This is a genomic window from Curvibacter microcysteis (assembly GCF_028649455.1).
Classification (GTDB): domain Bacteria; phylum Pseudomonadota; class Gammaproteobacteria; order Burkholderiales; family Burkholderiaceae_C; genus Curvibacter; species Curvibacter microcysteis.
The window spans coordinates 39,486-66,435 of the sequence record NZ_JAQSIO010000011.1; the positions used below are offsets into that span (position 1 = coordinate 39,486).

General features: G+C 65.7%; 18 protein-coding genes. 8 read left to right on the top strand and 10 right to left on the bottom strand.

Translation table 11 applies throughout. The features are described 5' to 3' along the window. The first annotated feature begins 61 nt into the window (after positions 1 to 61). On the top strand, positions 62 to 757 hold the full coding sequence (locus PSQ39_RS20000; RefSeq protein WP_273929154.1) for an SOS response-associated peptidase: 696 nt from the start codon (positions 62 to 64) through the stop codon (positions 755 to 757). Positions 758 to 795: 38 nt separating this feature from the next. Here PSQ39_RS20000 and PSQ39_RS20005 read toward each other — a convergent pair whose 3' ends face one another. The 6 genes from PSQ39_RS20005 to PSQ39_RS20030 all read right to left on the bottom strand — a co-directional run bounded on the left by PSQ39_RS20005 (position 796) and on the right by PSQ39_RS20030 (position 6,701). Next, on the bottom strand, positions 796 to 1,569 hold the full coding sequence (locus tag PSQ39_RS20005; RefSeq protein ID WP_273929156.1) for an MBL fold metallo-hydrolase: 774 nt from the start codon (positions 1,567 to 1,569) through the stop codon (positions 796 to 798). A gap of 124 nt (positions 1,570 to 1,693) precedes the next feature. Further along, the gene (gene bamC / locus PSQ39_RS20010) at positions 1,694 to 2,800 is read right to left on the bottom strand and encodes an outer membrane protein assembly factor BamC (protein WP_273929158.1); all 1,107 of its coding nucleotides are present in this window, start codon (positions 2,798 to 2,800) and stop codon (positions 1,694 to 1,696) included. Between the two features lie 55 nt (positions 2,801 to 2,855). Beyond that, a complete protein-coding gene (gene dapA / locus PSQ39_RS20015) occupies positions 2,856 to 3,752 on the bottom strand; it encodes a 4-hydroxy-tetrahydrodipicolinate synthase (RefSeq protein ID WP_273929160.1) in 897 nt (298 codons plus the stop codon). Between the two features lie 56 nt (positions 3,753 to 3,808). Continuing rightward, positions 3,809 to 4,408: a class I SAM-dependent methyltransferase gene (locus PSQ39_RS20020; RefSeq protein ID WP_273929161.1), complete on the bottom strand. Its 600-nt coding sequence runs from the start codon at positions 4,406 to 4,408 to the stop codon at positions 3,809 to 3,811. After that, positions 4,405 to 5,223 carry an SDR family oxidoreductase gene (locus PSQ39_RS20025; protein WP_273929163.1) on the bottom strand — a complete coding sequence of 273 codons (819 nt, stop codon included), beginning with the start codon at positions 5,221 to 5,223 and terminating at the stop codon, positions 4,405 to 4,407. The genes PSQ39_RS20020 and PSQ39_RS20025 overlap by 4 nt, the downstream gene beginning before the upstream one ends. A 260-nt stretch (positions 5,224 to 5,483) precedes the next feature. Beyond that, a complete protein-coding gene (locus tag PSQ39_RS20030) occupies positions 5,484 to 6,701 on the bottom strand; it encodes an MFS transporter (RefSeq protein ID WP_273929165.1) in 1,218 nt (405 codons plus the stop codon). 122 nt (positions 6,702 to 6,823) lie between these two features. On the opposite strand from PSQ39_RS20030, the gene PSQ39_RS20035 reads away from it, so the two are divergent. From PSQ39_RS20035 to PSQ39_RS20050, 4 genes are all read left to right on the top strand, one after another. Next, entirely contained in the window at positions 6,824 to 8,803 is a 1,980-nt protein-coding gene (locus PSQ39_RS20035; RefSeq protein WP_273929168.1) for a DNA topoisomerase IV subunit B, read from the top strand. Next, positions 8,793 to 9,641, top strand: a complete 849-nt coding sequence (locus PSQ39_RS20040) for a lytic transglycosylase domain-containing protein (protein WP_273929170.1) — start codon at positions 8,793 to 8,795, stop codon at positions 9,639 to 9,641. The genes PSQ39_RS20035 and PSQ39_RS20040 overlap by 11 nt, the downstream gene beginning before the upstream one ends. Continuing rightward, positions 9,638 to 11,980, top strand: coding sequence for a DNA topoisomerase IV subunit A (gene parC, locus PSQ39_RS20045; RefSeq protein WP_273929172.1), 2,343 nt, complete (start codon positions 9,638 to 9,640; stop codon positions 11,978 to 11,980). Before PSQ39_RS20040 ends, parC begins: the two co-directional genes overlap by 4 nt. 164 nt (positions 11,981 to 12,144) lie before the next feature. Next, a complete protein-coding gene (locus tag PSQ39_RS20050) occupies positions 12,145 to 13,896 on the top strand; it encodes a methyl-accepting chemotaxis protein (RefSeq protein WP_273929174.1) in 1,752 nt (583 codons plus the stop codon). Positions 13,897 to 14,011: 115 nt separating this feature from the next. Here PSQ39_RS20050 and PSQ39_RS20055 read toward each other — a convergent pair whose 3' ends face one another. The 4 genes from PSQ39_RS20055 to PSQ39_RS20070 form a co-directional block, all read right to left on the bottom strand. Continuing rightward, entirely contained in the window at positions 14,012 to 14,470 is a 459-nt protein-coding gene (locus PSQ39_RS20055) for a RidA family protein (protein ID WP_273929175.1), read from the bottom strand. A 92-nt stretch (positions 14,471 to 14,562) separates the two neighbouring features. Then, positions 14,563 to 15,465, bottom strand: a complete 903-nt coding sequence (locus PSQ39_RS20060; protein ID WP_273929177.1) for a transglutaminase family protein — start codon at positions 15,463 to 15,465, stop codon at positions 14,563 to 14,565. 4 nt (positions 15,466 to 15,469) lie between these two features. Continuing rightward, on the bottom strand, positions 15,470 to 18,139 hold the full coding sequence (locus tag PSQ39_RS20065; protein ID WP_409242061.1) for a circularly permuted type 2 ATP-grasp protein: 2,670 nt from the start codon (positions 18,137 to 18,139) through the stop codon (positions 15,470 to 15,472). Between the two features lie 25 nt (positions 18,140 to 18,164). After that, positions 18,165 to 21,686 (bottom strand): transglutaminase family protein, encoded by a 3,522-nt coding sequence (locus PSQ39_RS20070; protein WP_273929179.1) that lies wholly within the window; start codon positions 21,684 to 21,686, stop codon positions 18,165 to 18,167. 128 nt (positions 21,687 to 21,814) lie between these two features. Between PSQ39_RS20070 and PSQ39_RS20075 the strand changes: the two genes are divergently transcribed. The 3 genes from PSQ39_RS20075 (at position 21,815) to PSQ39_RS20085 (ending at position 26,858) form a co-directional block, all read left to right on the top strand. Continuing rightward, positions 21,815 to 24,352 (top strand): ComEC/Rec2 family competence protein, encoded by a 2,538-nt coding sequence (locus PSQ39_RS20075; RefSeq protein WP_273929181.1) that lies wholly within the window; start codon positions 21,815 to 21,817, stop codon positions 24,350 to 24,352. Between the two features lie 87 nt (positions 24,353 to 24,439). Continuing rightward, positions 24,440 to 25,885 (top strand): circularly permuted type 2 ATP-grasp protein, encoded by a 1,446-nt coding sequence (locus PSQ39_RS20080; RefSeq protein ID WP_273929182.1) that lies wholly within the window; start codon positions 24,440 to 24,442, stop codon positions 25,883 to 25,885. 13 nt (positions 25,886 to 25,898) lie between these two features. Beyond that, on the top strand, positions 25,899 to 26,858 hold the full coding sequence (locus PSQ39_RS20085; protein WP_273929183.1) for an alpha-E domain-containing protein: 960 nt from the start codon (positions 25,899 to 25,901) through the stop codon (positions 26,856 to 26,858). Positions 26,859 to 26,950 lie beyond the last annotated feature (92 nt).

Below are 26,950 nucleotides of genomic sequence, written 5' to 3' on the forward strand. Positions count from 1 at the left end.
GGCCCAAGATAGTTCGGCGCTGGGGGCCGGTACAGGCCGTTCCCTGCGCTAGCATCGCGGCATGACTGTCCAATACGAGAGCGTTCACGCTGCCGATCTTTACCCGCTGGCCTTCGATGTGCCGGCCCCTGAACTGGCTTTGGCGCGCGAACTGCGTCCACGCATGAATGGCGTGTTCATTTGCCGCGACCCTGAGGCGGCTTTGGTCCCTGAGTTGCCCGCCGATGGCGCTGAGAAGGCGCCCGTGGGGCGGGTGCTGCGTTCGGGGCAATTCGGTTTGGTGCCCTCGTGGGTCAAGTCGGCTTCGGACGCGCGCTTGCGCTCACCCAAACTGGTCAACGCCCGCTCTGAGGCGGTCAACACCTCGAACAACTTCCGCGAATCCTGGGTCAATGCGCAGCGCTGCATCGTGCCGATGATGGCGTTTTTTGAAGATGACCTGCGCAGCGGTAAGCCGGTGTCCACCCGCATTGCGCGCGTGGATGGCAAACCCATGGGGGTGGCTGGTCTGTGGGCGCAGTGGAATGGCCCGGGGGGTGACCCCATCACCAGCTTCACCTTGCTCACGGTGAATGCCAACAGCCACGCCTTGATCCGCCGCTACCAGCACGACGGCAGCGAAAAGCGCATGCCCGCCATCCTCAACGAAGGGGCTTACGAGGCTTGGCTGAACGCCCCACCAGAAAAGGCCCGCGAGTTCATGCGCGCCTACCCTGCCAATTGGCTGTTGGCCAACCCTGTGCAGAAAGCCAAATAAAGGCAGACCGCCCCGACCGGGGGACGCTGGCATGGGGGTCAGACCTCGATCCAGGCTGACCCATTGACCGGGCAGGCGATGCCCACTTGTTCCGGCAGCCAACCCAGGGCGTCGCTGAGCACTTGGCGTACCAAGTCGGGCTGGTTGTTTTGCTCGCTGAGGTGGGCCGCCACCACCTGGCGCAGGCCGGGGTGTTGCAGCTGGCGCAGGGCTTGGGCGGTGCAGGTGTTCTCCAGGTGACCCCAAGGCCCACTGATGCGACGCTTCAGGAAAGCCGGGTAGCGCGACTGGCTGAGCAGCGCGGCGTCGTGGTTGGACTCCATCAACAGTGCGTGACAGCCCGCCAGCTGGCTCAGCACATGCGGGCTCACATGGCCCAGGTCGGTCAGCAGGCCCAGGCGCACTTGGCCGTCTTCGCAGCGCAGCTGCAGGGGTTCGCGCGCATCGTGCGGCACGGTGAAGGGGTGCAAGGCCATCGGGCCGAAGTCGATCGGGACCTGGTCGCGGGCCAGGCGCAAGCGGTCCCCAAAATCGGGCTCGCCCAGGGCCAACCAAGTGCCCTCACTCATCCACACCGGCAGTCCATGGCGCGCCGAGAAGCTGAGTGCGCAGCCGATGTGGTCCGAATGCTCGTGGGTGATGAACAGACCATGCAGGTCGCTCGGCTGCAAGCCGGCCTGCCCCAGCCGCTGCGCCAGTTGGCGCAGGCCCAGGCCGCAATCGACCAGCAGGCGCCGGCAGTCCGCTCCGTGGCCTGCTTCCACGACCGTGGCGTTGCCAGTGCTGCCGCTGGCCAGATTCTTGAAACGCATGGTGCTGGGGCAAAGGCCTGAGTGAGCTGCAAAAAAAAGGCAGGCCACAAAGGCCTGCCCGGGGGGCTCACTGGCGGGGAGGCGGAACGCGCAGAGGCTGCGCCGTCCGCTCCCAGGCCGGGCTTTACTTCAGATCGTCGACCAGCACCTGCACGATGCGCTGAGCGTTCGCCGAGGTGTCGGGCGCGCCATTGGCGTCCAGCACCGACACCGTGGTCTGCTTGTCCGTGCTTCGCACCGCGATTTGGTACTTCACCGGGCCGGTGTTCTTGTCCGAGCTGCTGAACATCTTGCTGAAGAGGCTGGGCTCCTTCTTGTCCGGATTCGGCGCCACGTAACGCACGAAGTAGAGGCCCTTGGCGCGGTCGCGGTCTTCCACGGTGAAGCCGGTGCGGTCCAGGCTCAAGCCGACCCGACGCCAAGCGCGGTCAAAGCCATCGTCGAGCTGGGCGGCTGGCAAGTTGTTGACCTGCACCACGCGGGCTTGGGCGACCACCGTGGCGGCGGCCGTCTGCTGGCGTGCTTGCTCAGCCGTACCACCACCCAACTTGATCATCAGGCGACGCAGGAACTCGGCTTCCAGTTCCGGATCGCTCGGGCGTGGTTGCCAGGCGGTCTGTGCGGTTTCCTTGTTGTTGGTGGTGTAGGTTTCCACCATGCCGCGGTGGCTGATGTAGATCTCGGTGCTGCCGTCGGCGCTGCGTTCGAGGCGGGTGCGGAAGCGGTCGCGTTCGCCGGTGTCGTACAAGGAGTCAAACACCTTGCCCAGCGAGTTGCGAATCCAGTCCTGCGGCAGCTTGGCGCGGTTCTCGGCCCAGTCGGTTTCCATGATGCCCAGCTTGGCATCATCGAGCACCAGGGCAAAACCGTTTTCGGTCCAGAAGTCGGTCACGGGCGTCCACAGTTGGTCGGCCGGTCGTTTGACCACCAACCAGCGTTGATTGCCTTCGCGCACCACGCGCACGTCGCCCAGGGTGCTGGCGGCGGTTTGGGCGGCCGTGGCAGGCGACTTGCCCATCGCGGCTTGGAAGCCCGTGGCCGACACCGGGCCACTGCCCAGGGCGTAGCGGGTGTCACCCGAGAGCTGGGTCAGGTCCGGTGGGATTTCCAGGGTCGGAGCCCGCGTGGCGCTTTTGTAATTGATCTTGTCGCCGTCCAGCGACGAGCAGGCCGACAGCACGACAGACAGGCTCAACAGGCTGCACAGGCCCAGTCGTTTGAATTGGGTCACAAGGGGTCCTTCCAAGGCAGGAATGGGGTGTCGGATCAGCAAAACAGAGGGAGGTTCAGAGCAGGCCGCTGGCGCGCAGCGCGGCTTCCACCACGGGTTCGCTGGCAGCGCTGAGTTCGGTCATGGGCAGGCGCATGGCGCCGCCACACAGGCCCAGGCGCTTCATGGCCCACTTGACGGGAATCGGGTTCGCTTCGACGAACAGATTCTTGTGCAGGGGCATCAGCTTGAACTGGATTTCCATGGCGCGCTTCACGTCGCCAGCGATCGCGGCCACGCAGAGTTCATGCATCAGGCGCGGGGCCACGTTGGCGCTCACGCTGATGTTGCCTTGACCGCCACACAGCATCAGGGCCACGGCGGTGGGGTCATCACCCGAGTAGATGGCAAAACCCTTGGGCACATCGCGGATCAGCCATTGGGCGCGTTCGATGTTGCCGGTGGCTTCTTTGATGCCGACGATGCCAGGCACTTCGGCCAGGCGCAGCACGGTGTCGTGCGCCATATCGGCGACCGAGCGGCCCGGCACGTTGTACAGCACGGTCGGCAGGTCGCCCACGGCTTCGGCAATGGCCTTGAAGTGGCGGTATTGGCCTTCTTGCGTGGGCTTGTTGTAGTAGGGAACGACTTGCAGTTGGCAGTCAGCCCCCACGCCGCGCGCGAACTTGGCCAATTCGATGGCTTCAGCCGTCGAGTTGGCGCCGCAGCCGGCCATGATGGGCACGCGCTTGGCAGCTTGTTCCACGGACACGCGAATGATTTCGCAGTGCTCCTCGACGTTGACCGTCGGCGATTCCCCGGTGGTGCCCACAACACCGATGCAATCGGTGCCTTCGGCAATGTGCCAGTCGATCAATTTGCGCAGGGTGGGGTAGTCCACGCTGCCGTCTTCGTGCATCGGAGTCACCAGGGCGACGATGCTGCCTGTAATAGGGCCGGTTGGGGAGGTCATGTCCGCAGTCTCAAACGGTAAAAGAGCATTCTAACTAGGCTGCCGGGCCCCGTGGCTCAGCCCGGGGTTGCCGACAGGGGCGTCAAGGGGTAACGCGCGGGCGCACCGTTCGGTTGTCCGTTGGGTCGCACGGCGCACAGGCGTTGCACAAATCGTTCTGGCGAGGCTTCGAAACCCGCTTCGTAGGCCACGGTTTCGAGCTCGTCAAAGGCTTGCAACAGCTCTGCCGGGCGCAACAAAAAATCAGGCCGAGAGGGCTTGCCCACGCTTTCGTTGCCGAGGGCAAAGGTCTCGTAAATCAGCACCCCCCCCGGCGCCAGGCTGGCCAGCAGAACGGGGAACAGCGGGCGCCAAAGGTAGTTGGTCACCACCACCGCGTCGAAGGTCTGGCCCAGGAAAGGCCAGGGGCCGCCTTCGAGGTCTGCACAGACCGCCTCCACGCCGGCAGGCAGGGCTGCCAGGGCTTCAGGGGCGCGGTCGACCGCCACCACGGCGTGTTGGCGCTGTGCAAACCATCGGCTGTGCCGGCCTGCACCGCAGGCGACGTCCAGCACGCGACCTTTGGGCTGCACCAGGTGGGACCAGCGCTGCACCCAGCGGGATGGGGCGCCGAGTCCATGGACGGCGGGGGCGGTAGGGGAAGGGGCTGGGTTCATCGGTGGTCAGGTCGCACATCGTCGTGCAGGGCTTTGAGGGCAAGCTGTTCGACCAGGCCTGGGGCGATCAAGCGCAGCCAGCGGCCCAGCTTGCCCTGCGCTGTCATGACGACCTCGCGCTCGCGACGTGCCAGGCCTTGCAGGATCAAGGCCGCGCAGCGTTCGACCGACATGGCCTTGTCCTCGCGCAAACCGCTGCGTCCAGCGGGAGCGCCTTGGGCGTTGTAGCCGTGGCGTCGGATGTCGGTGGCCACCACGCCGGGGTAGGCTGTGGTGACGCTGACGCCCGAGGGCTTGAGTTCGGTGCGCAGGGCTTCAAAAAACCCCGTCATGGCAAATTTGGTGGCACTGTAGGCTGTGCGACCCGGCACGCCGATCAAGCCCGCCAGCGACGACACAGCCACGATGCTGCCGCGCGTGGCGCGCAGGTGGGGCAGGGCGGCGTGGGTGCACCACACGCTGCCCCAGAGGTTGATGCGCATCAGGTCTTCGTACCAGTGCAGGTCGTTCTCGGCCACCTCCTCAAACAAAGCGTGGGCCGACATGCCAGCGTTGTTGATCAGCACGTCGAGGCGACCGAAGCGGGCGACGGCGGCCTCGATCAGGTGGCGGCAGGCACTTTCGTCGGACACGTCGGTGCGCACCACCAGCGTGTCGCAGCCCTGGCTGGCGCACTGCAAAGCCACTTCATTGAGTTTGGCGGCACTGCGCGCGGCCAGCACCAGGGCCAGTCCCTTGCCATGCTCGCGTGCCAACTGGCGAGCGATTTCGGCGCCGATGCCGTCTGAGGCACCGGTCACGACCATCGTTTTCATTGTGTTCCCTTCCGCAAATAGCGAGGCTGATCCGCCTGGGGGCCTGTGGCTGGCCGAGGCTCAGAAGCAAGCCCAAATCTGGTTGGAGAGTGTCAATAAAAAGTCAGGTCGCGCATAGAGGGCAAATACCGCCAGCAAGGCGGCCAGCGCCAGGCCACCCAGGCCCACTGGTACCCACCAGCGTCGGTGCGCAGGGGGGCGATCGAGGCCCGTCGCAGGTGGGGGGCTGGGTGGGGCTGGGGCGGTCATGGTGCCGGTCTTCAAGCCGCTTGCAGTGGGGTGCGTTGGATGGGGGCTTCACGCACCGGCAAATTGACCAGGCCGGCAAACACGCCCAGGCCGATCGACAGGTACCAGACCACGTCGTAACTGCCGGTTTTGTCGTAGAGGAAACCGCCCAACCACACGCCCATGAAAGAACCAATCTGGTGGCTGAAGAACACAAAGCCCCCCAGCATGGACAAATGCTGCACGCCAAAAATTTGCGCGATGGTGGCATTGGTGGGCGGCACGGTGGACAGCCACAAAGCGCCCATCACCGCAGAGAACACGTACACGCTGAGGGGCGACAAGGGCACCAGCAAGAAGATGCTGATCACCACGGCGCGTGCAAAGTAGATGAAGGCCAGGATGTTCTTTTTGGCCATCTTCTGGCCCAGCGAGCCCGCGATGTAGGTGCCAAACACATTGAACAGGCCAATCAGGGCCAGCGCGTAGCTGGCCACCTGGGGCGACAGACCCTTGTCCTTGAGGTAGCTGGGCATGTGCACGCCAATGAACACCACTTGGAAGCCGCAAACGAAGTAGCCCGCCATCAGCAATTGGAAGCTTGGGTACTTGAAGGCTTCGCGCAAGGCTTGGGCGATCGTTTGTTCACGCTTGGGCGCCTGGCTGCCTTGAAAGCCCGGCTCGCGCAGGCCAAAGGCCAGCGGCACGATCAAGAGCACCATGGCGCTGAGCACCAGCAGGGCTTCCTTCCAGCCCAGGCTACTGATCAGTTGCCCTTCAACGGGCACCATCAGGAACTGACCAAAAGAGCCCGCCGCCGCCGCCACGCCCATGGCCCAAGAGCGCTTTTCCGGCGCGATCTGCCGCCCCAGCACCCCGTAAATCACCGCGTACGTGGTGCCCGCTTGGGCCGCCCCAATCAACACGCCCGTGCTCAGCGCAAAGCTCAAGGGGCTGGTGGCCAAGGCCATGCCCATCAGGCCCAGGCCGTAAAGCACGGCGCCGCCCATGAGCACCTTGAACGCACCCAACCGGTCCGCCAGCATGCCGGCAAAAATGCCGCAGAGTCCCCAGGACAGGTTCTGGATCGCCAAGGCCAGGGCAAAAGTCTGGCGTGGCCAGCCCTGGTCTTGGGTGATGGGTTGCAGCCACAGGCCAAAGCCGTGGCGAATGCCCATGGACAGGGTCACGATGGCGGCGCCACAGATGAGCACCTGGGCCATCGATAGATTTTTGGGTTGTGAGCTCATGCCGGCACTGTAGCCAATTCGGACCATGTTTGCCCGTCGCCCTGGTGGCAGGGGGGCGCGGCTCCCCGACGTGCCTGTATAGGTATCCAGCTTTGACACTGCGCCGCACTACAATCCGCGCCATGGCAGTCAAACCTACGACCGAATACTCTGAAGGCTCGATCCGCGTTCTGAAGGGGCTCGAACCCGTCAAGCAACGCCCGGGCATGTACACCCGCACGGACAACCCGCTGCACATCATCCAAGAGGTGCTGGACAACGCTGCCGACGAGGCGCTGGCGGGGCATGGCAAGAAGATCAAGGTGACCTTGCACCTGGATGGCTCGGTGAGCATCGAGGACGACGGTCGCGGCATTCCCTTTGGTTTGCACCCGGAAGAAAACGCGCCTGTGATCGAACTGGTTTTCACCCGCCTTCATGCGGGCGGCAAATTTGACAAGGGCAAGGGCGGCGCTTACAGCTTCTCGGGTGGCCTGCACGGCGTGGGCGTGAGCGTGACCAACGCGCTGGCGCTGCGTCTGGAAGCCACCTCCTACCGCGAAGGCAAAGTGGCGCGCCTGGTGTTTTCTGCCGGCGACGTGATCGAACCGCTGAGCACCCGCGCCAGCGGTGGCGCCTCGGAAGGCGACCGCAAGCAGGGCACGACAGTGCGGGTCTGGCCCGATCCCAAGTACTTCGAATCCCCGGCCCTGCCCATGGGCGAGCTGACCCACTTGCTGCGCAGCAAGGCGGTGCTGATGCCAGGCGTGTCGGTCACCCTGGTGAATGAAAAGTCCAAGGACACGCAAAACTGGCTCTACAAAGGCGGCCTGCGCGACTACCTGGTGCAGACCTTGTCGGCCGACCCGGTGATCCCGCTGTTTGAAGGCGAAGGCTTTGCCGATGGTGGCCACGACAGCTTTGCCGAGGGCGAAGGCGCCTCTTGGGCGGTGGCCTTCACCGAAGACGGCTCGCCGGTGCGCGAGAGCTACGTCAACCTGATCCCCACCAGCAATGGCGGCACCCACGACAGCGGCCTGCGCGACGGCTTGTTCAATGCCGTCAAGAGCTTCATCGAACTGCACTCGCTGCTGCCCAAGGGGGTCAAGCTGCTGCCCGAGGACGTGTTCGCCCGCGCCAACTACGTGCTCAGCGCCAAGGTGCTGGACCCGCAGTTCCAGGGCCAGATCAAAGAGCGCCTGAACTCGCGCGATGCGGTGCGCCTGGTGTCAAACTTTGTGCGCCCGGCGCTGGAGCTGTGGCTCAACGAGCACGTCGACTACGGCAAGAAGCTGGCCGAACTGGCCATCAAGGCAGCGCAGACCCGCCAGCGTGCCGGCCAGAAGGTGGAAAAGCGCAAGGGCTCGGGCGTGGCGGTGCTGCCCGGCAAGCTGACCGATTGCGAAAGCCGCGACATCGCGCACAACGAGGTCTTCCTGGTCGAGGGCGACTCGGCCGGCGGCAGCGCCAAGATGGGCCGCGACAAGGAATGCCAGGCCATCCTGCCCCTGCGCGGCAAGGTGCTCAACACCTGGGAGGTGGAGCGTGACCGACTGTTTGCCAACACCGAAATCCACGACATCGCGGTGGCCATCGGCGTGGACCCGCATGGCCCCAATGACACGCCCGACCTGTCGGGCCTGCGCTACGGCAAGGTGTGCATTTTGTCGGACGCCGATGTGGACGGCTCGCACATCCAGGTGCTGCTGCTGACCCTGTTCTTCCGTCACTTCCCCAAGTTGATTGACGCCGGCCACGTCTACGTGGCGCGCCCGCCCCTGTTCCGGGTCGACGCCCCCGCGCGTGGCAAGAAGCCCGCCTCCAAGGTCTATGCGCTGGACGACGGCGAGCTGCAGTCCATCCTCGACAAACTGCGCAAAGAAGGCGTGCGTGAAGGCAGCTGGACCATCAGCCGTTTCAAGGGCTTGGGCGAGATGAATGCCGAGCAACTGTGGGACACCACCCTCAACCCCGACACCCGCCGTTTGCTGCCGGTGCAGCTGGGCGCACAGGACTTTGCGTTCACCGAAGGCCTGATCACCAAGCTGATGGGCAAGGGCGAGGCCGCCGCGCGCCGCGAGCTGATGGAATTGCACGGCGATGCGGTTGAGATTGACGTCTGATCTGCGTCCACGCCTGCTGGCCGGGCTGATGGCCTGCGGGCTGGCCTGCGCCCCGGCCCAGGCCGAGGTGTGGGGCTACATCGATGCGCGCGGCACGCCGCACTTCGCGGCCGAGGCTGTGGATGCGCGCTACGAGCTGTTTTACCGTGGCACGGCCGAGTCCAGTGACTTCCCTCGGGCTGACACACCGCGCCCGGTGCAAGTGCCGACGCTGCAGCCGCAGCTGCTGGCCTTTTTTGATGTCTCGCCTGGCTTCAAGCGGGCCAAGCTGCACATGCGCGAGGCGGCCGACCTCCATGGCATTGATTTCGAGCTGCTTCAGGCCATGATCGCCACCGAGTCCGGCTTTGATGAGTTGGCGGTTTCACCGCGCGGCGCGGTCGGTCTGATGCAGGTCATGCCGCCCACGGCCGAGCAGTTTGGCGTGGTCGGCGATGCACGCCAGCCCGTGGAGAAAAAGCTCACCGATGCCCGCACCAACATCCAGACCGGGACGCGCTACTTGCGCCACTTGATGCGCCTGTTCAACGGCCGCCTGGACCTGGCCCTGGCCGCCTACAACGCGGGCCCGGGCGCCGTGAGCCGGGCTGGCAACCAGATCCCCAACATCCGCGAAACCCAGAACTACGTGCGCACGGTGACGCAGCTCTACAGCCTGCTCAAGCCGCCAGCCACGGTGCTGGAGCAGCGCCGCTCCGGCCAGCGCGTGCGTGTCGAAATTCCCGCCGTACCGGGCGGTGCCGCGGGCCGCGGCAACATGATTGAACCCCTGAATGCCCGGGGCCTGAGCAGCGCCACGCTCAGCGCCCTGGAGCGCAATGCGATTGATTACCCATGAGCGACCAACCTGTTCTCGATTTTTCTTCCGGTGAGTCTGACGACGGCCTGAGCCTGGCCAACTACGCCCAGCGCGCCTACCTGGAATACGCCCTGAGCGTGGTCAAGGGTCGGGCCCTGCCCGATGTGTGCGATGGCCAGAAGCCCGTGCAGCGCCGCATCCTGTACTCGATGTCGCGCATGGGCCTGGGCTTTTCGGGCAACACGGCGGCCAAGCCGGTCAAGAGCGCCCGCGTGGTCGGTGACGTGCTGGGCCGCTTCCACCCGCATGGCGACCAGGCCGCCTACGATGCCCTGGTGCGCATGGCGCAGGACTTCAACCAGCGCTACCCGCTGATCGACGGCCAAGGCAACTTCGGCAGCCGCGACGGCGACGGCGCAGCCGCCATGCGCTACACCGAAGCCCGGCTGTCGCGCATCACCAGCTTGCTGCTCGATGAGATCGATGAAGGCACGGTCGACTTCATCCCCAACTACGACGGTTCCACCCAGGAGCCCACTCAGCTGCCCGCCCGCCTGCCCTTCACCCTGCTCAATGGCGCCAGTGGCATCGCGGTGGGCTTGGCCACTGAAATCCCCAGCCACAACCTGCGCGAGGTGGCTGACGCCTGCGTGGCCTTGATCAAGAACCCCCAATTGCCCGAGGCCGACTTGCTGGCCCTGGTGCCTGGCCCGGACTACCCCGGCGGCGGCCAGATCATCAGTGGCCCTGGCGACATTGCCGATGCGTACCGCAGCGGGCGTGGCTCGCTCAAGGTGCGCGCGCGCTGGAAGATCGAAGACCTGGCCCGCGGTCAGTGGCAGTTGGTGGTCAACGAGCTGCCGCCGGGCGTCAGCACACAGCGCGTGCTGGAAGAGATCGAAGAGCTGACCAACCCCAAGGTCAAGGCCGGTAAAAAAGCCCTGTCGCAAGACCAGACCCTGCTCAAGGCCACGGTGCTGGCCGTGCTCGACACGGTGCGCGACGAGTCCAGCAAAGACGCGCCGGTGCGCCTGGTGTTCGAGCCTAAGACCAGCAAGATCAGCCAGCCCGAGCTGATCACCACCTTGTTGGCCCACACCAGCCTGGAAACCTCGGCCCCGATCAACCTGACCATGATTGGCCTGGACGGCCGACCGGTGCAGAAGTCGCTGCGTCAGATGTTCGAGGAATGGATTGCCTTCCGCCAGGCCACGCTGACACGTCGTTCGCAGCACCGCCTGGACAAGGTGCTGGACCGCATCCACATCCTCGAAGGGCGGCACCTGGTGCTGCTCAACATCGATGAGGTGATTGCCATCATCCGCCACAGCGACGAGCCCAAGGCCGCGCTGATCGCGCGCTTCAACCTGTCGGATCGGCAGGCTGAAGACATCCTGGAAATCCGCCTGCGCCAACTCGCGCGCTTGGAGGCCATCAAGATCGAGCAAGAGCTCAAGTTGCTGCGCGAAGAGCAGGGCAAGCTGGAAGACATCCTGGGCAATCCGGGCTCGCTCAAGCGCTTGATGGTCAAGGAAATCGAGGCCGATGCCAAGCTGTTTGCCGACGCACGCCGCACCCTGATCCAGGCTGAAAAGCGCGCGGTGGCCGAGGTCAAAGTGGTGGACGAGCCGGTGACCGTGGTGGTGTCTGAAAAAGGTTGGGTGCGTGCCCGCAACGGCCACGGCCATGAGGCGGGCAGCTTCGCCTTCAAGGCAGGCGACGGTTTGTATGGCACTTTTGAATGCCGCACCGTCGACACCTTGATCGTGCTGGGCAGCAATGGCCGCGTGTACTCGGTGCCGGTCGCGGCACTGCCGGGCGCGCGCGGTGATGGCCAGCCTGTCACCACCCTGATTGAGCTCGAGTCGGGCACCCAGCCCGCGCATTACTTTGCGGGCCCGGCCAACGCGACGCTCTTGTTGTCGGGTTCGGGCGGTTATGGCTTCCTGGCCAGCGTGGAGAACATGGTGTCGCGCAACAAGAGCGGCAAGTCCTTCTTCAGCCTGGGCGAGGGCGAGACGGTGTGCAAGCCGTCCCACGCTTCAAACACCAGCGGCAGCCAGGCTTTGTTGGCGGCCACGCATGTGGCCTGTGCCTCGGTGGGCGGGCGCATCCTGACCTTCGACATTGCCGAACTCAAAACCATGGAGAAGGGCGGGCGCGGCCTGTTGCTGATCGACCTGGAGCCCAAGGACACCCTGGCTGGCGCTGCCGCCTACACACGCAGCATCCGGTTGATGGGCACGGGGCGCGGTGGCAAGGCGCGCGAGGAGACACTGGAGATTCGCTCGCTGAACAACGCACGGGGCTTGCGCGCACGCAAAGGCAAGGCGGCGGACCTGGGCTTCAAGCCAGAAACCATCTTGCGCGTGGAGTAAATTGATATTGTCATATTGAAACGGTAAAAATGATTTATGATCCGTTCATCAAGTAGTGGCGCCTTCTATCGTTCTGCTTGGCCCGGTGCCTCCGGTGAGGAGCGCATCGCAGCCTGAGGACGTGTTTGAAAGTGCTGCCCGTGTTGTCTTGACGGAGTCCCTCTATGCGCTTTCAACAACTCAAAATGGCCACCAAGCTGTGGATGGCTGTCTCGCTGATCATCGTGTCCCTTCTGGGAGTGATCGCTTTTGCGGCTTACCGTTCGGCTTTGGTCCAGCGTGAAAGCGACCGCAGTTCGGCCAACTTTGTGGAGCGCATCCAAAGCGCGACACGTTGGGCGGGGCTGACCCAGGCCAACTCCGTTCGCACTTATGCGGTCTTGCTCAGTGCGGACCCGGCGGTGTCGGAGGCCCTGTCGGGCTCCATCGCCAGTACCACCGCGCAAATCAGCGAGCTGCAAAAAGCGTTGGTTGCGATCGCCCAAAGTGACGCTGAGAAGGTCCAAATGGCCAAGATCGCGGAGAAGCGCAGCGCCATGATCAGCCTGCGGGAGAAGGCCCAAAAGTTGAAGAAAGAGGGCCAGGTAGCCGAAGCTGTGGCCCTGGTCAATGGCGATTTCAAGAGCGCCTTGAGCACTTACCTCGACAGCCTCAATGAGTTTGTCAAACTGCAAGAGCAACTGGCTCAGCAAAGCCGAGATGCGTTGGCCCAGGAGCGCGCCTTCACCATCAAGGTGGCCGCCATTTGCATCACGCTGATCGTGCTGGGTATTTTGTGGGGTGCATTTGGCTTGATCCGCAGCATCGTCAAGCCTTTGAGCCAGGCCAACCGGATGGCCTCGCGCATCGCCCAGGGCGACCTCAGCAGTTCAGTGGAGACGGATCGCAGCGATGAGTTTGGCGAGCTGCTGCGTTCGCTGGCGGCGATGGGGGAGTCGTTGAGTCAAACCGTGTCCCGCGTGCGCCAAAGCACCGACAGCATTGCGCTGGCCAGCTCGGAAATCGCAGCGGGTAACAACGACTTGTCCGTGCGCACCGAACAGACTTCCAGCAACCTGCAGCAAAGCGCTTCCTCGCTGGGCACGTTGACCCACACCGTGCAGCACAGCGCTCAAAGCGCCCAGCAGGCCAGCACCCTGGCCGCCAGCGCTTCGTCGGTGGCCGAGCGTGGTGGTGCGGTGGTGCAGCAGGTGGTCGCCACGATGGAGGACATCAACACCAGCAGCAAGCGCATCGCCGACATCATCGGTGTGATTGATGGCATTGCTTTCCAGACCAACATCCTGGCCCTGAATGCTGCGGTCGAAGCGGCGCGTGCCGGCGAGCAAGGCCGTGGCTTTGCCGTGGTGGCGGGCGAGGTGCGCAGCCTGGCACAGCGCAGTGCTGAGGCGGCGCGCGAGATCAAGACGCTGATCAACGCCTCGGTCGAGCGGGTCGAGAACGGCACCCGCCTGGTCACCGACGCGGGCAACACCATGAGCGACATCGTCACCTCGGTGCGTCGCGTGACCGACATGATTGGCGAGATCACGGCGGCTGCCACCGAGCAAAGCGCAGGCATTGCCGATGTCAACCAAGCGGTGTCCAGCCTGGATCAGATGACGCAGCAAAACGCCGCCCTGGTGGAGCAAAGCGCGGCGGCGGCGCAAAGCCTGCGCGAGCAGGCCGACCAATTGGCCAGCGTGGTGGCCACGTTCAAGCTCAGTGGATCTGCCGTCGCGGTTCAGTCCATGGGTTCCGTGTCTCGCCGGGCCAGCCCGGTGCCAGCACCCCAGGTCTCGGCGGCCCCCGCGCCCAAGTCCTTGTCGGCCTCGGCACCGCGCGCGGTGGGCGCCACCCCCACGGCCCGACTGGCCGCCGCCAAGGCACCAGCGCCCAGCGCAGCGGCCAAGGAAGACGATTGGGAAAGCTTCTGAGCTTCTGAGCGCTGGGCCGGCCTTGGCCCGAGCCCATGAAAAAAGCCCGGTCTTGGCCGGGCTTTTTGCTGTTTGCGGCCCCCTCAATGAGCGCGCAGAGGGGGCGTGGGACGTTTTATTCGACTTCGGCGATCAGCTCGATCTCAACGCAAGCACCCAGCGGGATTTGGGCCACGCCGAAGGCGCTGCGGGCGTGGGCGCCGCGCTCGGCACCGAACACCTCGCCCAGCAGTTCGCTGGCGCCGTTGGTGACCAGGTGTTGCTCGGTGAAGTCACCGGTGGAGTTGACCAGGCTCATCACCTTGACGATGCGCTTGATCTTGTTCAGGTCGCCCACGGCGGCGTGCAGCGTGCCCATCAGGTCCACGGCCACCGCGCGTGCGGCCAGCTTGCCTTCTTCGGTGCTGATGTTGCGGCCAAACTGACCGACCCAGACCTTGCCGTCCTTCTTGGCGATGTGGCCCGACAGAAAGACCAGCTTGCCGGTTTGCACAAAGGGCACGTAGGCGGCGGCGGGCGCGGCCACGGGCGGCAGTTCGATGTTCAGGGCTTGGAGTTTGGCGTAAATGCTCATGGAGGTTCCTACAGTGGTTGAAGGCAGGCAGATTCGCCTGCATTGTGCCCGCCGCCCAGCGCCTGGCGGCGCTACAGGGGCGTGAAAAGAAGTTATTGAATTTCGAGGGGCTCGACCGTCACCGCCACCTTGAGGATGTGGTGCGCGCCGCCGTGGATCACGCCGCGCATGGGCGAGACGTCGGCGAAGTCGCGGCCCAGGGCCAGGGTCACATAGTCCTCGCCCGGGCTGCGCCGGTTGGTGGGGTCGAAGTCAAACCACTGGCCGCGCATGCCGTCCTCGCCAGGCGAGTAAACCGCCACCCAGGCGTGCGAGGCGTCGCTGCCGACCAGGCGCTCCTGGCCGGGGGGGGGCGAGGTCAACAGGTAGCCGCTGACATAGCGCGCGGGCAGGCCCAGACCGCGCAAGCAGGCGATCATGATGTGGGCGAAGTCTTGGCAGACGCCTTTTTTGTGCGCCAGCGCTTCGACGGCCGGGGTGTTGATCTCGGTGCTGTTGGACTCGTAGGTGAAGTCGGTGTGGATGCGCTCCATCAGCGACTGTGCTCCGGCCAGCAGGCTGACCCCGGTGCCAAAACTGGCGCGCGCGTAACTCACGAAGTCATCGTGCCGGGGCACGTAGACCGACGGAAAGACAAACTCGGCAGCCGGGTCGTAGCGGCCACCCGCGCGGTAGCGAAAGCGCTCGCGCACCTGCTCCCAGGGCAGGCTGTCGGCGGCCTCCAGGCCAGGCTGGGGTGGTGTGCTGGTGTCGACCACGCTGTGGGCCAACACGCGCAGCTCGTCGTGCGGGTTCTGCAGCGAGAAAAAGGCGCGCGTGTTGCCGAACACGTCGCGGGTCTCGCCCTGCTGGGCCACTTCGGGGCTGATGCTCAGGCGGTGGCTGATCAGCTTTTGGGTGGCTGTCTCCAGTGGCCGCAGGTGGGCCATGTGCTGGGCCGTCTCCACCTGCGGTGTGTAGTCGTAATGGGTTTCGTGGGTGATGCCCAATCGCATGGCTTCAAGCGCCCAGGCTGTGCCGGGCGTCTCCGGAATGGGTGAAATAAAGCGCGCTGATGTCGTCCGAGATGCTGTAGGCCGCGGTCGTGCACAGGCTGAGCAGCTCGCTCAGTGACGGGTGAGCGTCGCTGCCCTCGGCATTGCAAAGCTTGGCCAAGTCCCACAGGTCGGGGTTGGGGATCAGCAGGGACAAGGTGCTCAGCTGACCCGGGGCGCTGCCCGCCAGGCGCGCCAGGCGCCCGCGCAGGGTTTGCGCCACCCAGCTCAGCGAGCGCGGGTTGTCGCGGTCCAACACCAGCAGGTCCAGCAGGGCGGCGAGTTCGCGGCTTTGCTGGAACTGGGCGTGGAAGGTGATCGTGCTGTCGAACAGGGCCAGCGTGGCCTCAAAGCCCGCCTCGTCGTGCAGTGCACCCGATTTCAGGCCCAGGGACAGGGCCGAGGACAGAAAGGCCAGCCGTTCAATGTGTCGCCCGATGGACAACAGACGCCAGCCGTCGTCACGGGTCATGCGATCGGTCTGACCACCGGTGATGGCGGCCAGGTGGCCACTGGCCACTTCCAGGGCTTGCATGCCCTCGATGGTGCTGGGCGTGCTGCCCACGGCGGGGGCTTTCAAGCGCGCGAAGAACTCCTCTTCGGCCTGCACGATGGTGTTCCAGTGCTCTTGCGACAGGCGCTCGCGCACGGCCGAGGCGGCTTGGCGCAGGGCCCGCAGGTTGAAGCCGACGCTGCTGGCGCGGTTGGTTTTGTCCAGGCCGTCGATCAGCGAGCGTTCGAACACGCGCCGCGCTTGCGTCGCTGGCGGCACGCTGGGCAGCACCAGCCCGCCCAGGATGGCCATCTCGCTGAGCCAGGCCAGCAGGGGTTGGGCCGATTGGTCATCGCCATTGAGGCTGGCCAGGGTGACCCGGGCCAGGCGGATGGTGTTTTCAGTGCGCTCGGTGTAGCGCCCGAGCCAGAACAGATTTTCAGCGGCCCGGCTGGTGACCACGCGTTTGCGCTGCACCACGGCCGCTGTGCCCGTGTGGGTGGGCAGCAAGCTCGTGCTGTCCACGCGCCCCGGGGTTTGCACCCAGACGTCGGCACTGCTGCCGCCGCGCTGCATGGAGGCGATTTCGGCGTTGGCACCGGCCAGGCGGGCCATGCCGCCCGGCAGCACGCGCCAGGAGCCAGGGCCGTCGGCGACGGCAAACACGCGCAGGATGACGGAACGGCGGGCCAGTTGGTTGTCGCCGCCTTGCTGGCGCCAGACCGGCATTTGCGACAGTGGCAAGCGGGTCTGCACGGTGTGTTCGTCGTTCTGGCGCAGGATGCGGCCCGCCCACTCGTCGATTTCGCGCTGGCTCAGGCTGGGGCCCGAGACCGATTCAAAAGTGTGCCGCCCCGCGCTGCCCGGGTAAGTGGGTTTGATCACCGATTCGCCCAGCAGAGGGAGCACCTCCTCGAGCGCCGCGCGCTCCCCGCACCACCAGGTGGGCAGGGCGGGCAGCAGCAGTTCTTCGTTCAGCAGGTGGCGGGCCAGAGCGGGCAAGAAGCCCAACAGGGCGGGCGACTCCAGGAAGGCCGAACCCGGGGTGTTGGCCACCAGCACGTTGCCTGCGCGGATGGCTTGCAACAAGCCGGGCACACCCAGGGTGGAGTCGGGGCGCAGCTCCAGCGGATCCAGGAACTCGTCGTCCAGGCGCTTGAGCAAGCCGTGCACGGGTTGCAGCCCTTGCAGGGTTTTCAGGTACAGGCGCTGGTCGCGCACGGTCAGGTCGCTGCCTTCCACCAGGGTCAGGCCCAGGTAACGCGCCAGGTAGGCGTGCTCGAAGTAGGTTTCGTTGTAGGGCCCGGGGGTGAGCAGGGCGATGTGCGCGTCGGCGCCGGCCGGGCTCATGGCCTTCAGGCCTTCGATGAGCGCGCGGTAGGTGCCCGCCAGACGCTGCACATGCATGGATTCAAAAGCCTGCGGAAACTGCCTCGACACGGCCAGGCGGTTTTCCAGCAGGTAGCCCAGGCCCGAGGGGGCTTGGGTGCGCTGTGACAGCACCCACCAGTTGCCGTCCGGACCGCGCGCCATGTCAAAGGCGGCGATGTGCAAGTGCGTGCCGCCCACGGGCTTGATGCCCTTCATGGCGCGCAGGTAGCCCGGGTGGCCTTGGACCAGGGCGGCCGGCAACAGGCCACTGGCCAGCAGGTGCTGCGGGCCGTAGACGTCGCTCATCACGCGGTCGAGCACGCGCACGCGCTGCAGCACGCCGGTCTCGATGTGGGCCCAGGTGCTGGGGCTGATGATCAGTGGGAACAGGTCCAGGGACCAGGGGCGTTGCAGGCCGGAGGCGTCGGCGTAGACGTTGTAGGTCACGCCGTTGTCGCGGATTTGCCGTTTCAGGCTGGCGTAGCGGTGGTTCAGGTCGCTCAGGCCTTCGCTGCCCAGGTGGTCGAAAAATTCGGCCCAGGGGCCAGTGAACGGGGCTTCGGCTGGGCGGCTGGCCTTGCCGGCGAGGTCGCCCAGCAGTTCGTCGAAATGCCCCTCTTTGGCGGGCACGACCCAGTCGCTCGCACTGGGCGGCCGGGGGGCTTTCATGGCATCGGAGGGGAGTGATTTGTTCTTGTCCACGGGCGCTATTGTCCCATGCGGGCTGGGTTCTTTGATGTGGGTCACGAAGCCGTCATGTTGTGCAGGCATGACGGCTTCGTGCCAGGACGCTGCTTCAGCGGCGCAGGTCCAGCGTGAACGGGAACTCACGGCTGCCCGGCACGCCGACGGTGGCCTGTGGCACCTGCATCGTGCCCGGGGTGTGGCCCATGCGGAAGAAGCGGGACAGGCGGCGGCTTTCGGCTTCGTAGGCGTTGACCGGGAATGTCACGTAGTTGCGTCCGCCCGGGTGGGCGACGTGGTACTGGCAGCCGCCGACCGAGCGCTTCATCCAGCTGTCAACGATGTCGAACACCAGGGGCGCGTGCACGCCGATGCTGGGGTGCAGGGCCGAGGGCGGGTTCCAGGCCTTGTAGCGCACACCGGCCACGAATTCGCCTTCCACGCCCGTGGGCTGCAGGGGCAGGGCGCGGCCGTTGACGGTGATGACGTGGCGGCTCTCGTTGAAGCCACTGACATGCACTTCGATGCGCTCCAGCGACGAGTCCACGTAGCGCACGGTGCCGCCGGCCGAGCCTTCCTCGCCCATGACGTGCCAGGGTTCCAGCGCGTTGCGCAAGGTGACTTCCATGCCCATGGACTGCACGCTGCCGACCAAGGGGAAGCGGAACTCAAAGTGCGGCGCAAACCAGGCGTCGTCAAACGCATAGCCAGCCTGGCGCATCTCGGCCATGACGTCGTTGAAGTCCTGGCGCACAAAGTGCGGCAGCAGGCAGCGGTCGTGCAACTGGGTGCCCCAGCGGGTGACTGGCGCCTTGTAGGGCTGTTTCCAGAAGCGCGCGATCAGGGCGCGCAGCAGCAGTTGCTGCGCGATGCTCATGCGGGCGTGGGGCGGCATCTCGAAGGCGCGCAGCTCCAGCAGACCCAGGCGACCGGTGCTGCTGTCGGGCGAGTAGAGCTTGTCGATGCAGAACTCGCTGCGGTGGGTGTTGCCGGTCACGTCGACCAAGATGTTGCGCAGCGTGCGGTCCACCAGCCACGGCGGCATGTCCTGGCCGTAGGTTTCGCGGTTGCGTTCGATCTCGCGCAGGGCGATTTCCAGCTCGTAAAGCTGGTCGTTGCGTGCCTCGTCCACGCGCGGGGCCTGGCTGGTCGGGCCAATGAACATGCCCGAGAACAGGTAGCTCAGCGAAGGGTGGTTGTGCCAATACAGGATCAGGCTGGCCAGCAGCTCGGGGCGGCGCAGGAAGGGGCTGTCGGCCGGCGTGGCGCCACCCAGCACGAAGTGGTTGCCACCCCCCGTGCCGGTGTGTCGGCCATCGGTCATGAACTTCTCGGCGGTCAGGCGCGTTTCAAACGCGGCTTGGTACAGGAACTCGGTGTGCTGCACCAGTTCCTTCCAGTTGTGGGCCGGGTGGATGTTGACCTCGATCACGCCCGGATCGGGGGTGACTTGCAGCACCTTCAGGCGCGGGTCGCGCGGCGGCGGGTAGCCTTCGAGCACGATGGCCATGCCCAGTTCGCTGGCCGTGGCTTCGACGGCGGCCAGCAGGTCCAGGTAATCCTCCAGGCGCGACAGGGGCGGCATGAAGACGTAGAGCAGGCTGGATTTGGGCGCCTTGGACTCGACCTTGGGGCCGCTGGCGCGGGCCGGGTTGCGGGCTTCCACGCAGAGCGCCGTGCGCGTGATCCAGTGGGCCGACACGCCACGGGCCGGGGCCTGGGTCCAGGCAGCGGGCTGGGGCTGGCCCGTTTGGGTCGCCGCCTCCGCCACGCCGCTGTCGGTCACGCCGCTGCCCCAACCCTGGGTGCGGCGCTGGGCCTCACCCGGGGTTTGGGCGCCCGCCAGGTAGGGCACGCCACGCAGGTCGCTGCCAAAGGCGGCCCCCACGCCCGGCGCGCTGTGGCGGGACTGGAAGTCGGCGCTGCTTGGCAGGGCGCTGCGCGGGGCCATGGGGTCGGTTTCGACCATGTAGGGGTAGTCGGCGCTGGTGACCCAGGGCAGGGAGTCCAGCGGCAAGCGGTAGCCCATGGGCGAGTCGCCCGGGATCAGGTACATGCGCTCGTCGCGGAAGAACCAGGGACCGGTGCTCCACAGCGGACCGACCATTTGCGGGTTGCCGGCGTCGGGGTTGATCTCCAGCGGCAGCACATAGCCCACCACCGAGTCCAGCTTCTGGCCAAAGACGCGGCGCAGGCGCACGCGCTCCAGTTCGTCGTCGAGCTTGGAGTCAAAGGGGTCAACGTTGACGGGCAGGCGGCGTTCGCGCCACAGGTAGTACCAGGTGTCTTCGTAGCCCGCTTCGATGAAGTGGTCACTCAGGCCCAGCTTGCCGGCCAGGGTCTGGGTGAAGCGCTCGGCGTCGGCGCTGGTGTAGTGCATGGGGGTCCGCTCGTCAGCGAACAGGGCTGGGTTTTGCCAGATGGGCTGGCCGTCGGCGCGCCAGCAGATCGACAGGGCCCAGCGCGGCAGTTGCTCGCCGGGGTACCACTTGCCCTGGCCAAAGTGGAGGAAGCCCCCTTGGCCGTACTCGTCGCGCAGCTTGTGCACCAGCTCGGTGGCGTAGGCCCGCTTGGTGGGGCCCAGGGCGTCGGTGTTCCATTCGGCGCCGTCGCGGTCTTCGGTGGCCACGTAGGTTGGCTCTCCGCCTTGGGTCAGGCGCACATCGCCGGCTTGCAGTTCTTGGTCCACCGCCTCGCCCAAGGCCAGCACCTGGGCCCATTGTTCGTCGGTGTACGGCTGGGTGACGCGCGGGGACTCGTAAATCCGGGTCACGCCCATGTGGTGGCTGAATTCGACTTCGCACTTGTCCACCGCGCCTTCGACCGGGGCCGCGCCCGAGGGCTGGGGCGTGCAGGCCAGGGGAATGTGGCCTTCGCCGGCCAGCAGGCCCGAGGTGGGGTCCAGCCCGATCCAGCCTGCGCCGGGCAGGTAGACCTCGCACCAGGCGTGCAGGTCGGTGAAGTCAACTTCGGTGCCGCTGGGGCCGTCCAGGGCCTTGACGTCGGGCTTGAGCTGGATCAGGTAGCCCGAGACAAAGCGCGCGGCCAGGCCGCAGTGGCGCATCAGCTGAACCAGCAGCCAGCCCGAATCGCGGCAAGAACCCGAGGCCTTGGTCAGCGTTTCCTCGGGCGTTTGCACGCCCGGTTCCATGCGGATCAGGTAGCCGATGTCGTTTTGCAGTTTCTGGTTCAGTCGAACCAGGAAGTCAATGGTGCGGCATTCGCTGCGGTCGATCTCGGCCAGGTACTTCTTGAGCACCGGCGTGACGGGCTCGGTGACGAGGTAGGGCGCCAGCTCCTCCTGGACCAGCTTGTCGTACTGGAACGGGAAGTTCTCGGCCGCCGGCTCCAGAAAGAAATCGAAAGGGTTGTAAACCGCCATCTCGACCACCAGGTCGACCGTGACCTTGAATTCGGTGGTGGGATTGGGGAAGACCAGCCGCGCCTGGTAGTTGGCGAACGGGTCTTGCTGCCAGTTGATGAAATGGTTGCTGGGCTCGATGCGCAGCGAATAGGAAATGATTTTGCTGCGGCAGTGCGGGGCTGGACGCAGTCGGACCACCTGGGGGCCCAGGTTGACGGGGCGGTCGTAGCGGTAGTGGGTGACGTGGTTCAGTGCGGCGTGGATCGACATTCGTCTTGTCTCTCTGGCAAAAAGGCCATCAAACGGCTGCTGGGGACAGCAGCCCTGTGAAACATCCTAGCAAGAGCTGCGCCACGGCGTGTGTCAATCGAGGCTTTGCTGCGCCCTAGGATGGCGAAATGCCGCAGCTTTGGAGCACCGATGTGCCTGGGCATTCCAGCCCCGGCGGGCAGTCGTCTTTTTGGCGCTTGCCGTGGCGTGGCTGCATGGCGGCCAGCCTGGGGGTGTTGGCGGGCACCGCGTTGCAGCTGCAGCAGGCCCGCTTGTGGCCCTTGGTGGATGTTGTCTGGGTGGGGCTGGCGGGCCTGGTGCTGAGCCTGGGCATGGCGTGGCTCGGTGACCGCCCTGGCCGCCGCGCAGTCCGCTTGAGCGGGGTGGGGGCCTGGGTGCTGGTTTGGCTTCTGGCCTTGGTCCTGACCTGGGCCCAGCTTGGCATCCGCGCCGCGCTGTTGCGCGACAGTGCCTTGCCCGAAGCGTGGGAGGGCCTGGACATCGAGGTCATCGGCCGGGTCAGTGCCATGCCCCAACGGCTGGCCTGGGGCCAACGGTTTTTGCTGGTGCCTGAATCGGCGCAGTGGGCCGGCCAGGCCTTGGCACTGCCCTCACCGCTCTGGCTGGGCTGGTCCGGTGCTGGCGATGGGGGGGAGGCTGCCGCACCCGCCTTGGTCGCGGGGGAGCGCTGGCGCTTCAGCGTGCGCTTGAAGCGGGTGCACGGCGCGCTCAACCCCGGCGGCTTTGACCATGAGCTCTGGCTGTGGGAGCAGGGCGTGCTGGCCACGGGCCAGGTGCGCGCGGGGCCGGGCCTGCCCCTGCCCGAGCGACTGGTCGCCACCGCTGCTTACCCCGTGGAGCGCTGGCGTCAGCGGGTGCGCGATGCGATCTGGCGGCACTTGCTGCAGGGCGTGCCCGAAGGCGGCTCAGTTCGGCAGGCCGGCGTGGTGGTGGCCTTGGTCACCGGGGACCAGCGCGCCATTGAGCGTGCCGATTGGCAAGTCTTCCGCAGCACTGGCGTGGCCCACCTGATGAGCATTTCGGGCCTGCACATCACCTTGCTGGCCTGGCTGGCCAGCCGGGCGATCCAGGCGCTGTGGCGTCAGACGGCGCGCTGGCCGGGGGCGCTGGGCCGGGTGTGCCTGCGCTGGCCTGCGCCCTGGGTGGCCAGCCTCGGTGGCTTGCTGGTGGCCTTGTCCTATTCGGTGTTTTGCGGTTGGGGCGTGCCGGCGCAGCGCACCGTCGGCATGTTGGCGGTGCTGACCTGTCTGCGTGCGGCGGGCTTGCGCTGGCCGTGGCAACAGACCTGGGCCTTGATGGCCGCGGTGGTGGTCCTGTGGGACCCCTGGGCTTGGCTGCAGCCGGGCTTTTGGCTGAGTTTTGTGGCGGTGGGAGTGTTGTTCGTCACCGATGCTGGCGCCAAGGGGCGCGCGCTGCCTCAGGAGCCCGTCTCGGCCTGGCTTCAAGCCTGGCGTGCCGTGGCGGCCTTGCTGCGCGAGCAGTGGGTGCTAACGCTGGCGCTGGCTCCGCTGACCCTGTGGCTGTTCGGCCAGGTCTCCGTGGTCGGCTTGGTGGCCAATTTATTCGCCATCCCTTGGGTGACTGGGGTGGTCACGCCATTGGCGCTGTTGGGTTGTCTGCTGCCTCCCCTGTGGGATGCCGCGGCCTGGGCGGTGCAGGGTCTGGCGGTGGTGCTGGTCTGGTTGGCCGCCTGGCCTGGGGCCACCTGGTCGGTGGCCGCGCCCCCGCTTTGGGCTGGCGCGGTGGGCTTGCTGGGCGGTGTGATGTGCGCGGGGCCCTGGCCTGGCGCTTGGCGCCTGTTGGGCGTGCCCTTGCTCTTGCCGGTGCTGTTTTGGCAAGCGCAGCGGCCCGATTGGGGACGCTTCGAGCTGCTGGCCGCCGATGTGGGGCAGGGCAATGCGGTGATCGTGCGCACCGCGCAGCACACCCTGGTGTACGACGCGGGGTCACGCTACTCGCCGGACAGCGACGCGGGTGACCGCGTTCTTTTGCCCTTGTTGCGGGCGGCGGGCGAAACGCCTGACCGGCTGGTGCTGAGCCACCGTGATACCGACCACACGGGGGGCGCGCGGGCCTTGCTGTCGGCCTTCCCCCAAATGACGCTGTGGTCCTCTCTGGCACCTGATCACCCCCTGCGCTTGGGCCGCGAGCACACCGCTTGTGGCACCGGGCAAGGTTGGCAGTGGGACGGGGTGCATTTCGCCTTTTCGCACCCCGGCGCGGTGGCCTTGGGGCCCGAGCCGCGTCCCAATGCCCTCAGTTGCGTGCTGCGGGTGCAGGACGCCCACGGTGTGGCGGCGTTGTTGCCGGGCGACATCGAAGCAGCGCAAGAGTTGGCCCTGGTCGGCCAGGGGGCAGCGCTGGCAGCCGATTGGTTGTTGGTGCCGCACCATGGCAGCAAGACGTCGTCGACCCCGGCCTTTGTGGCTGCGGTGGCGCCTCGGGTGGCCGTGGTGCAGGCGGGCTACCGCAACCGCTTTGCCCACCCTGCGCCCGAGGTGCGCGAGCGCTATTTGACGCGCGAGCTGCGCTGGGTCGAGACCCCTGTCTGTGGCGCCGCGCTGTGGCGCAGTCAACAGCCTGACACGGTTCAGTGTGAGCGTGAGCATCGGCCTCGCTATTGGCATTGGCCCTTGCACCCCTGAGTTTCAGCGGCTGATTTTTGAGATTCACGCCCAAATCCGGTGCATGGTGGGCCCGGAAATTGCTATGCTGGAGACAGGAGATGGCACATGCTGAAATTTGACGAGATGTACACCCGTTTGCCCCTTGAGGGCAGTCCCGTGCGAGCCCACTACGAGGCCTACGCGCGATGGCTGGCACGTCAGCCGGCCGATGTCATGAGGGCCCGTCGGGAAGAAGCCGAGATGATCTTCCGCCGCGTCGGTATCACCTTCGCGGTTTATGGCGCCAAGGATGAGGATGGCTCGGGCACCGAACGATTGATTCCGTTCGACCTGATCCCGCGCATCATCCCGGCCCATGAATGGCAGACCATGGAGAAAGGCCTGGTGCAGCGCGTCACGGCGCTCAACCGCTTCATCCATGACGTCTACCACGACCAGGACATCATCCGTGCCGGTGTGATTCCGGCCGAGCAGATCCTCAACAACGCGCAGTTCCGCAGTGTGATGATGGGCGTGGACGTGCCCAACAACATCTACTCGCAGATCGCCGGCATCGACATCGTGCGGGCCCCGAATGCAGCCGGTGAGGGCGAGTACTACGTGCTCGAAGACAACCTGCGCGTGCCCAGCGGCGTGAGCTACATGCTCGAAGACCGCAAGATGATGATGCGCTTGTTCCCCGACCTGTTCAGCCAGCACCGTGTGGCCCCGGTCGCGCATTACCCCGACCTGTTGCTGGAAACCCTGCGTGCGTCCGCCCCGCCGGCCACTGCCGAGCCCACCGTGGTGGTGCTCACACCGGGCATGTACAACAGTGCTTACTTTGAGCACGCTTTCCTGGCCCAGCAAATGGGCGTGGAACTGGTCGAAGGCCAGGACCTGCTGGTCAAGGACGATTTTGTGTGGATGCGCACCACGCGGGGCTTGAAGCGCGTGGACGTGATTTACCGCCGCGTCGACGACGACTTCCTGGACCCTCAGGTCTTCCGCCCCAGTTCCACCCTGGGTTGCGCCGGCCTGATGAACGCTTACCGGGCGGGCAACGTGGCGATCTGCAACGCCGTGGGCACGGGCGTGGCCGACGACAAGTCGATCTACCCCTATGTGCCCAAGATGATCGAGTTCTACCTGGGCGAGAAGCCGATCCTCAACAACGTGCCCACCTACATGTGCCGCAACAAAGACGAGTTGCAGTACACGCTGGACAACCTCAAGGACCTGGTGGTCAAGGAGGTGCACGGCGCCGGTGGCTACGGCATGTTGGTCGGCCCTGCCGCCACCAAGGCCGAGATCGAAGAGTTCCGTGCCGCTGTGTTGGCCAACCCCAGCGGTTACATCGCTCAGCCCACGCTGAGCCTGTCGAGCTGCCCCACGTTTGTGGAGTCGGGCATTGCGCCGCGCCACATCGACCTGCGGCCTTTTGTGCTGTCGGGCAAGTCGGTGCAGATGGTCCCGGGGGGCCTGACCCGCGTGGCGCTCAAGGAAGGCTCCTTGGTGGTGAATTCGTCGCAAGGCGGCGGCACCAAGGACACCTGGATTCTGGAAGTTTGAGGGGAGACTATTGATGTTGTCACGCACCGCTGATCATTTGTTCTGGATGTCCCGCTACACCGAGCGCGCGGAGAACACCGCCAGGATGCTGGATGTGAACTACCAGACCTCCTTGTTGCCCCAGTCGGCCGCCGTGGCCCAAGTGGGCTGGCAAGGCTTGCTGTCCATCAGCGAATTGCTGCCGTCCTACCAGGCCTTGCATGGCGAGGTCACGCCTGAGCGCGTGCTGGAGTTCATGGTCAAAGACGAGGACAACCCGTCTTCCATCATGTCGTGCCTGCGCGCAGCGCGGGAGAACGCCCGGGCCGTGCGCGGCTCGCTGACCACCGAGGCCTGGGAAATCCAGAACCAGACCTGGCTGGAGGTGAACCGCATGCTGCGCCAAGGCGACTTCGAGCGCGACCCAGGCCAGTTCTTCGAGTGGGTGAAGTTCCGCTCGCACCTGTCGCGCGGCGTGACTGTGGGCACCATGCTGATGGACGAGGCGCTGCACTTCATGCGCCTGGGCACCTTCCTGGAACGCGCTGACAACACGGCGCGCCTGGTGGATGTGAAGTTCCATGCCGTGCAAAGCGACTTTTTTGGCGCCGCCAGCGAGAAGGATCAGGAGTACGACTTCTACCACTGGAGCGCCATCCTGCGCAGCGTCTCGGCGTTCGAGATTTACCGCAAGGTCTACCGCGACGTGATCAAGCCTGAGCGCGTGGCCGAGTTGCTGATCCTGCGTGCTGACATGCCCCGTTCGCTGCACGCCAGCCTCAACGAGGTGGTGTTGAACCTGGAGATGGTGGCCAACGACCAATCCGACGAGACCCGTCGCCGCGCGGGCAAGCTGCGCGCCGATTTGCAGTACGCACGCATCGACGAAATCCTGGCCACCGGTTTGCACGCCTTCTTGACGCAGTTCCTGGACCGCGTCAATGAACTGGGCGCGCGCATCAGCCGCGATTTCCTGATCCCGGCTGCGACCTGAGTGCAGTCCCGCTCCCGCCCCCGACCTGAACCAGCCCTGCCACTGGCTGGGAGTGCGGCGCACTCTGGGTTTTGGGGCGGTGCGGGCGGCGA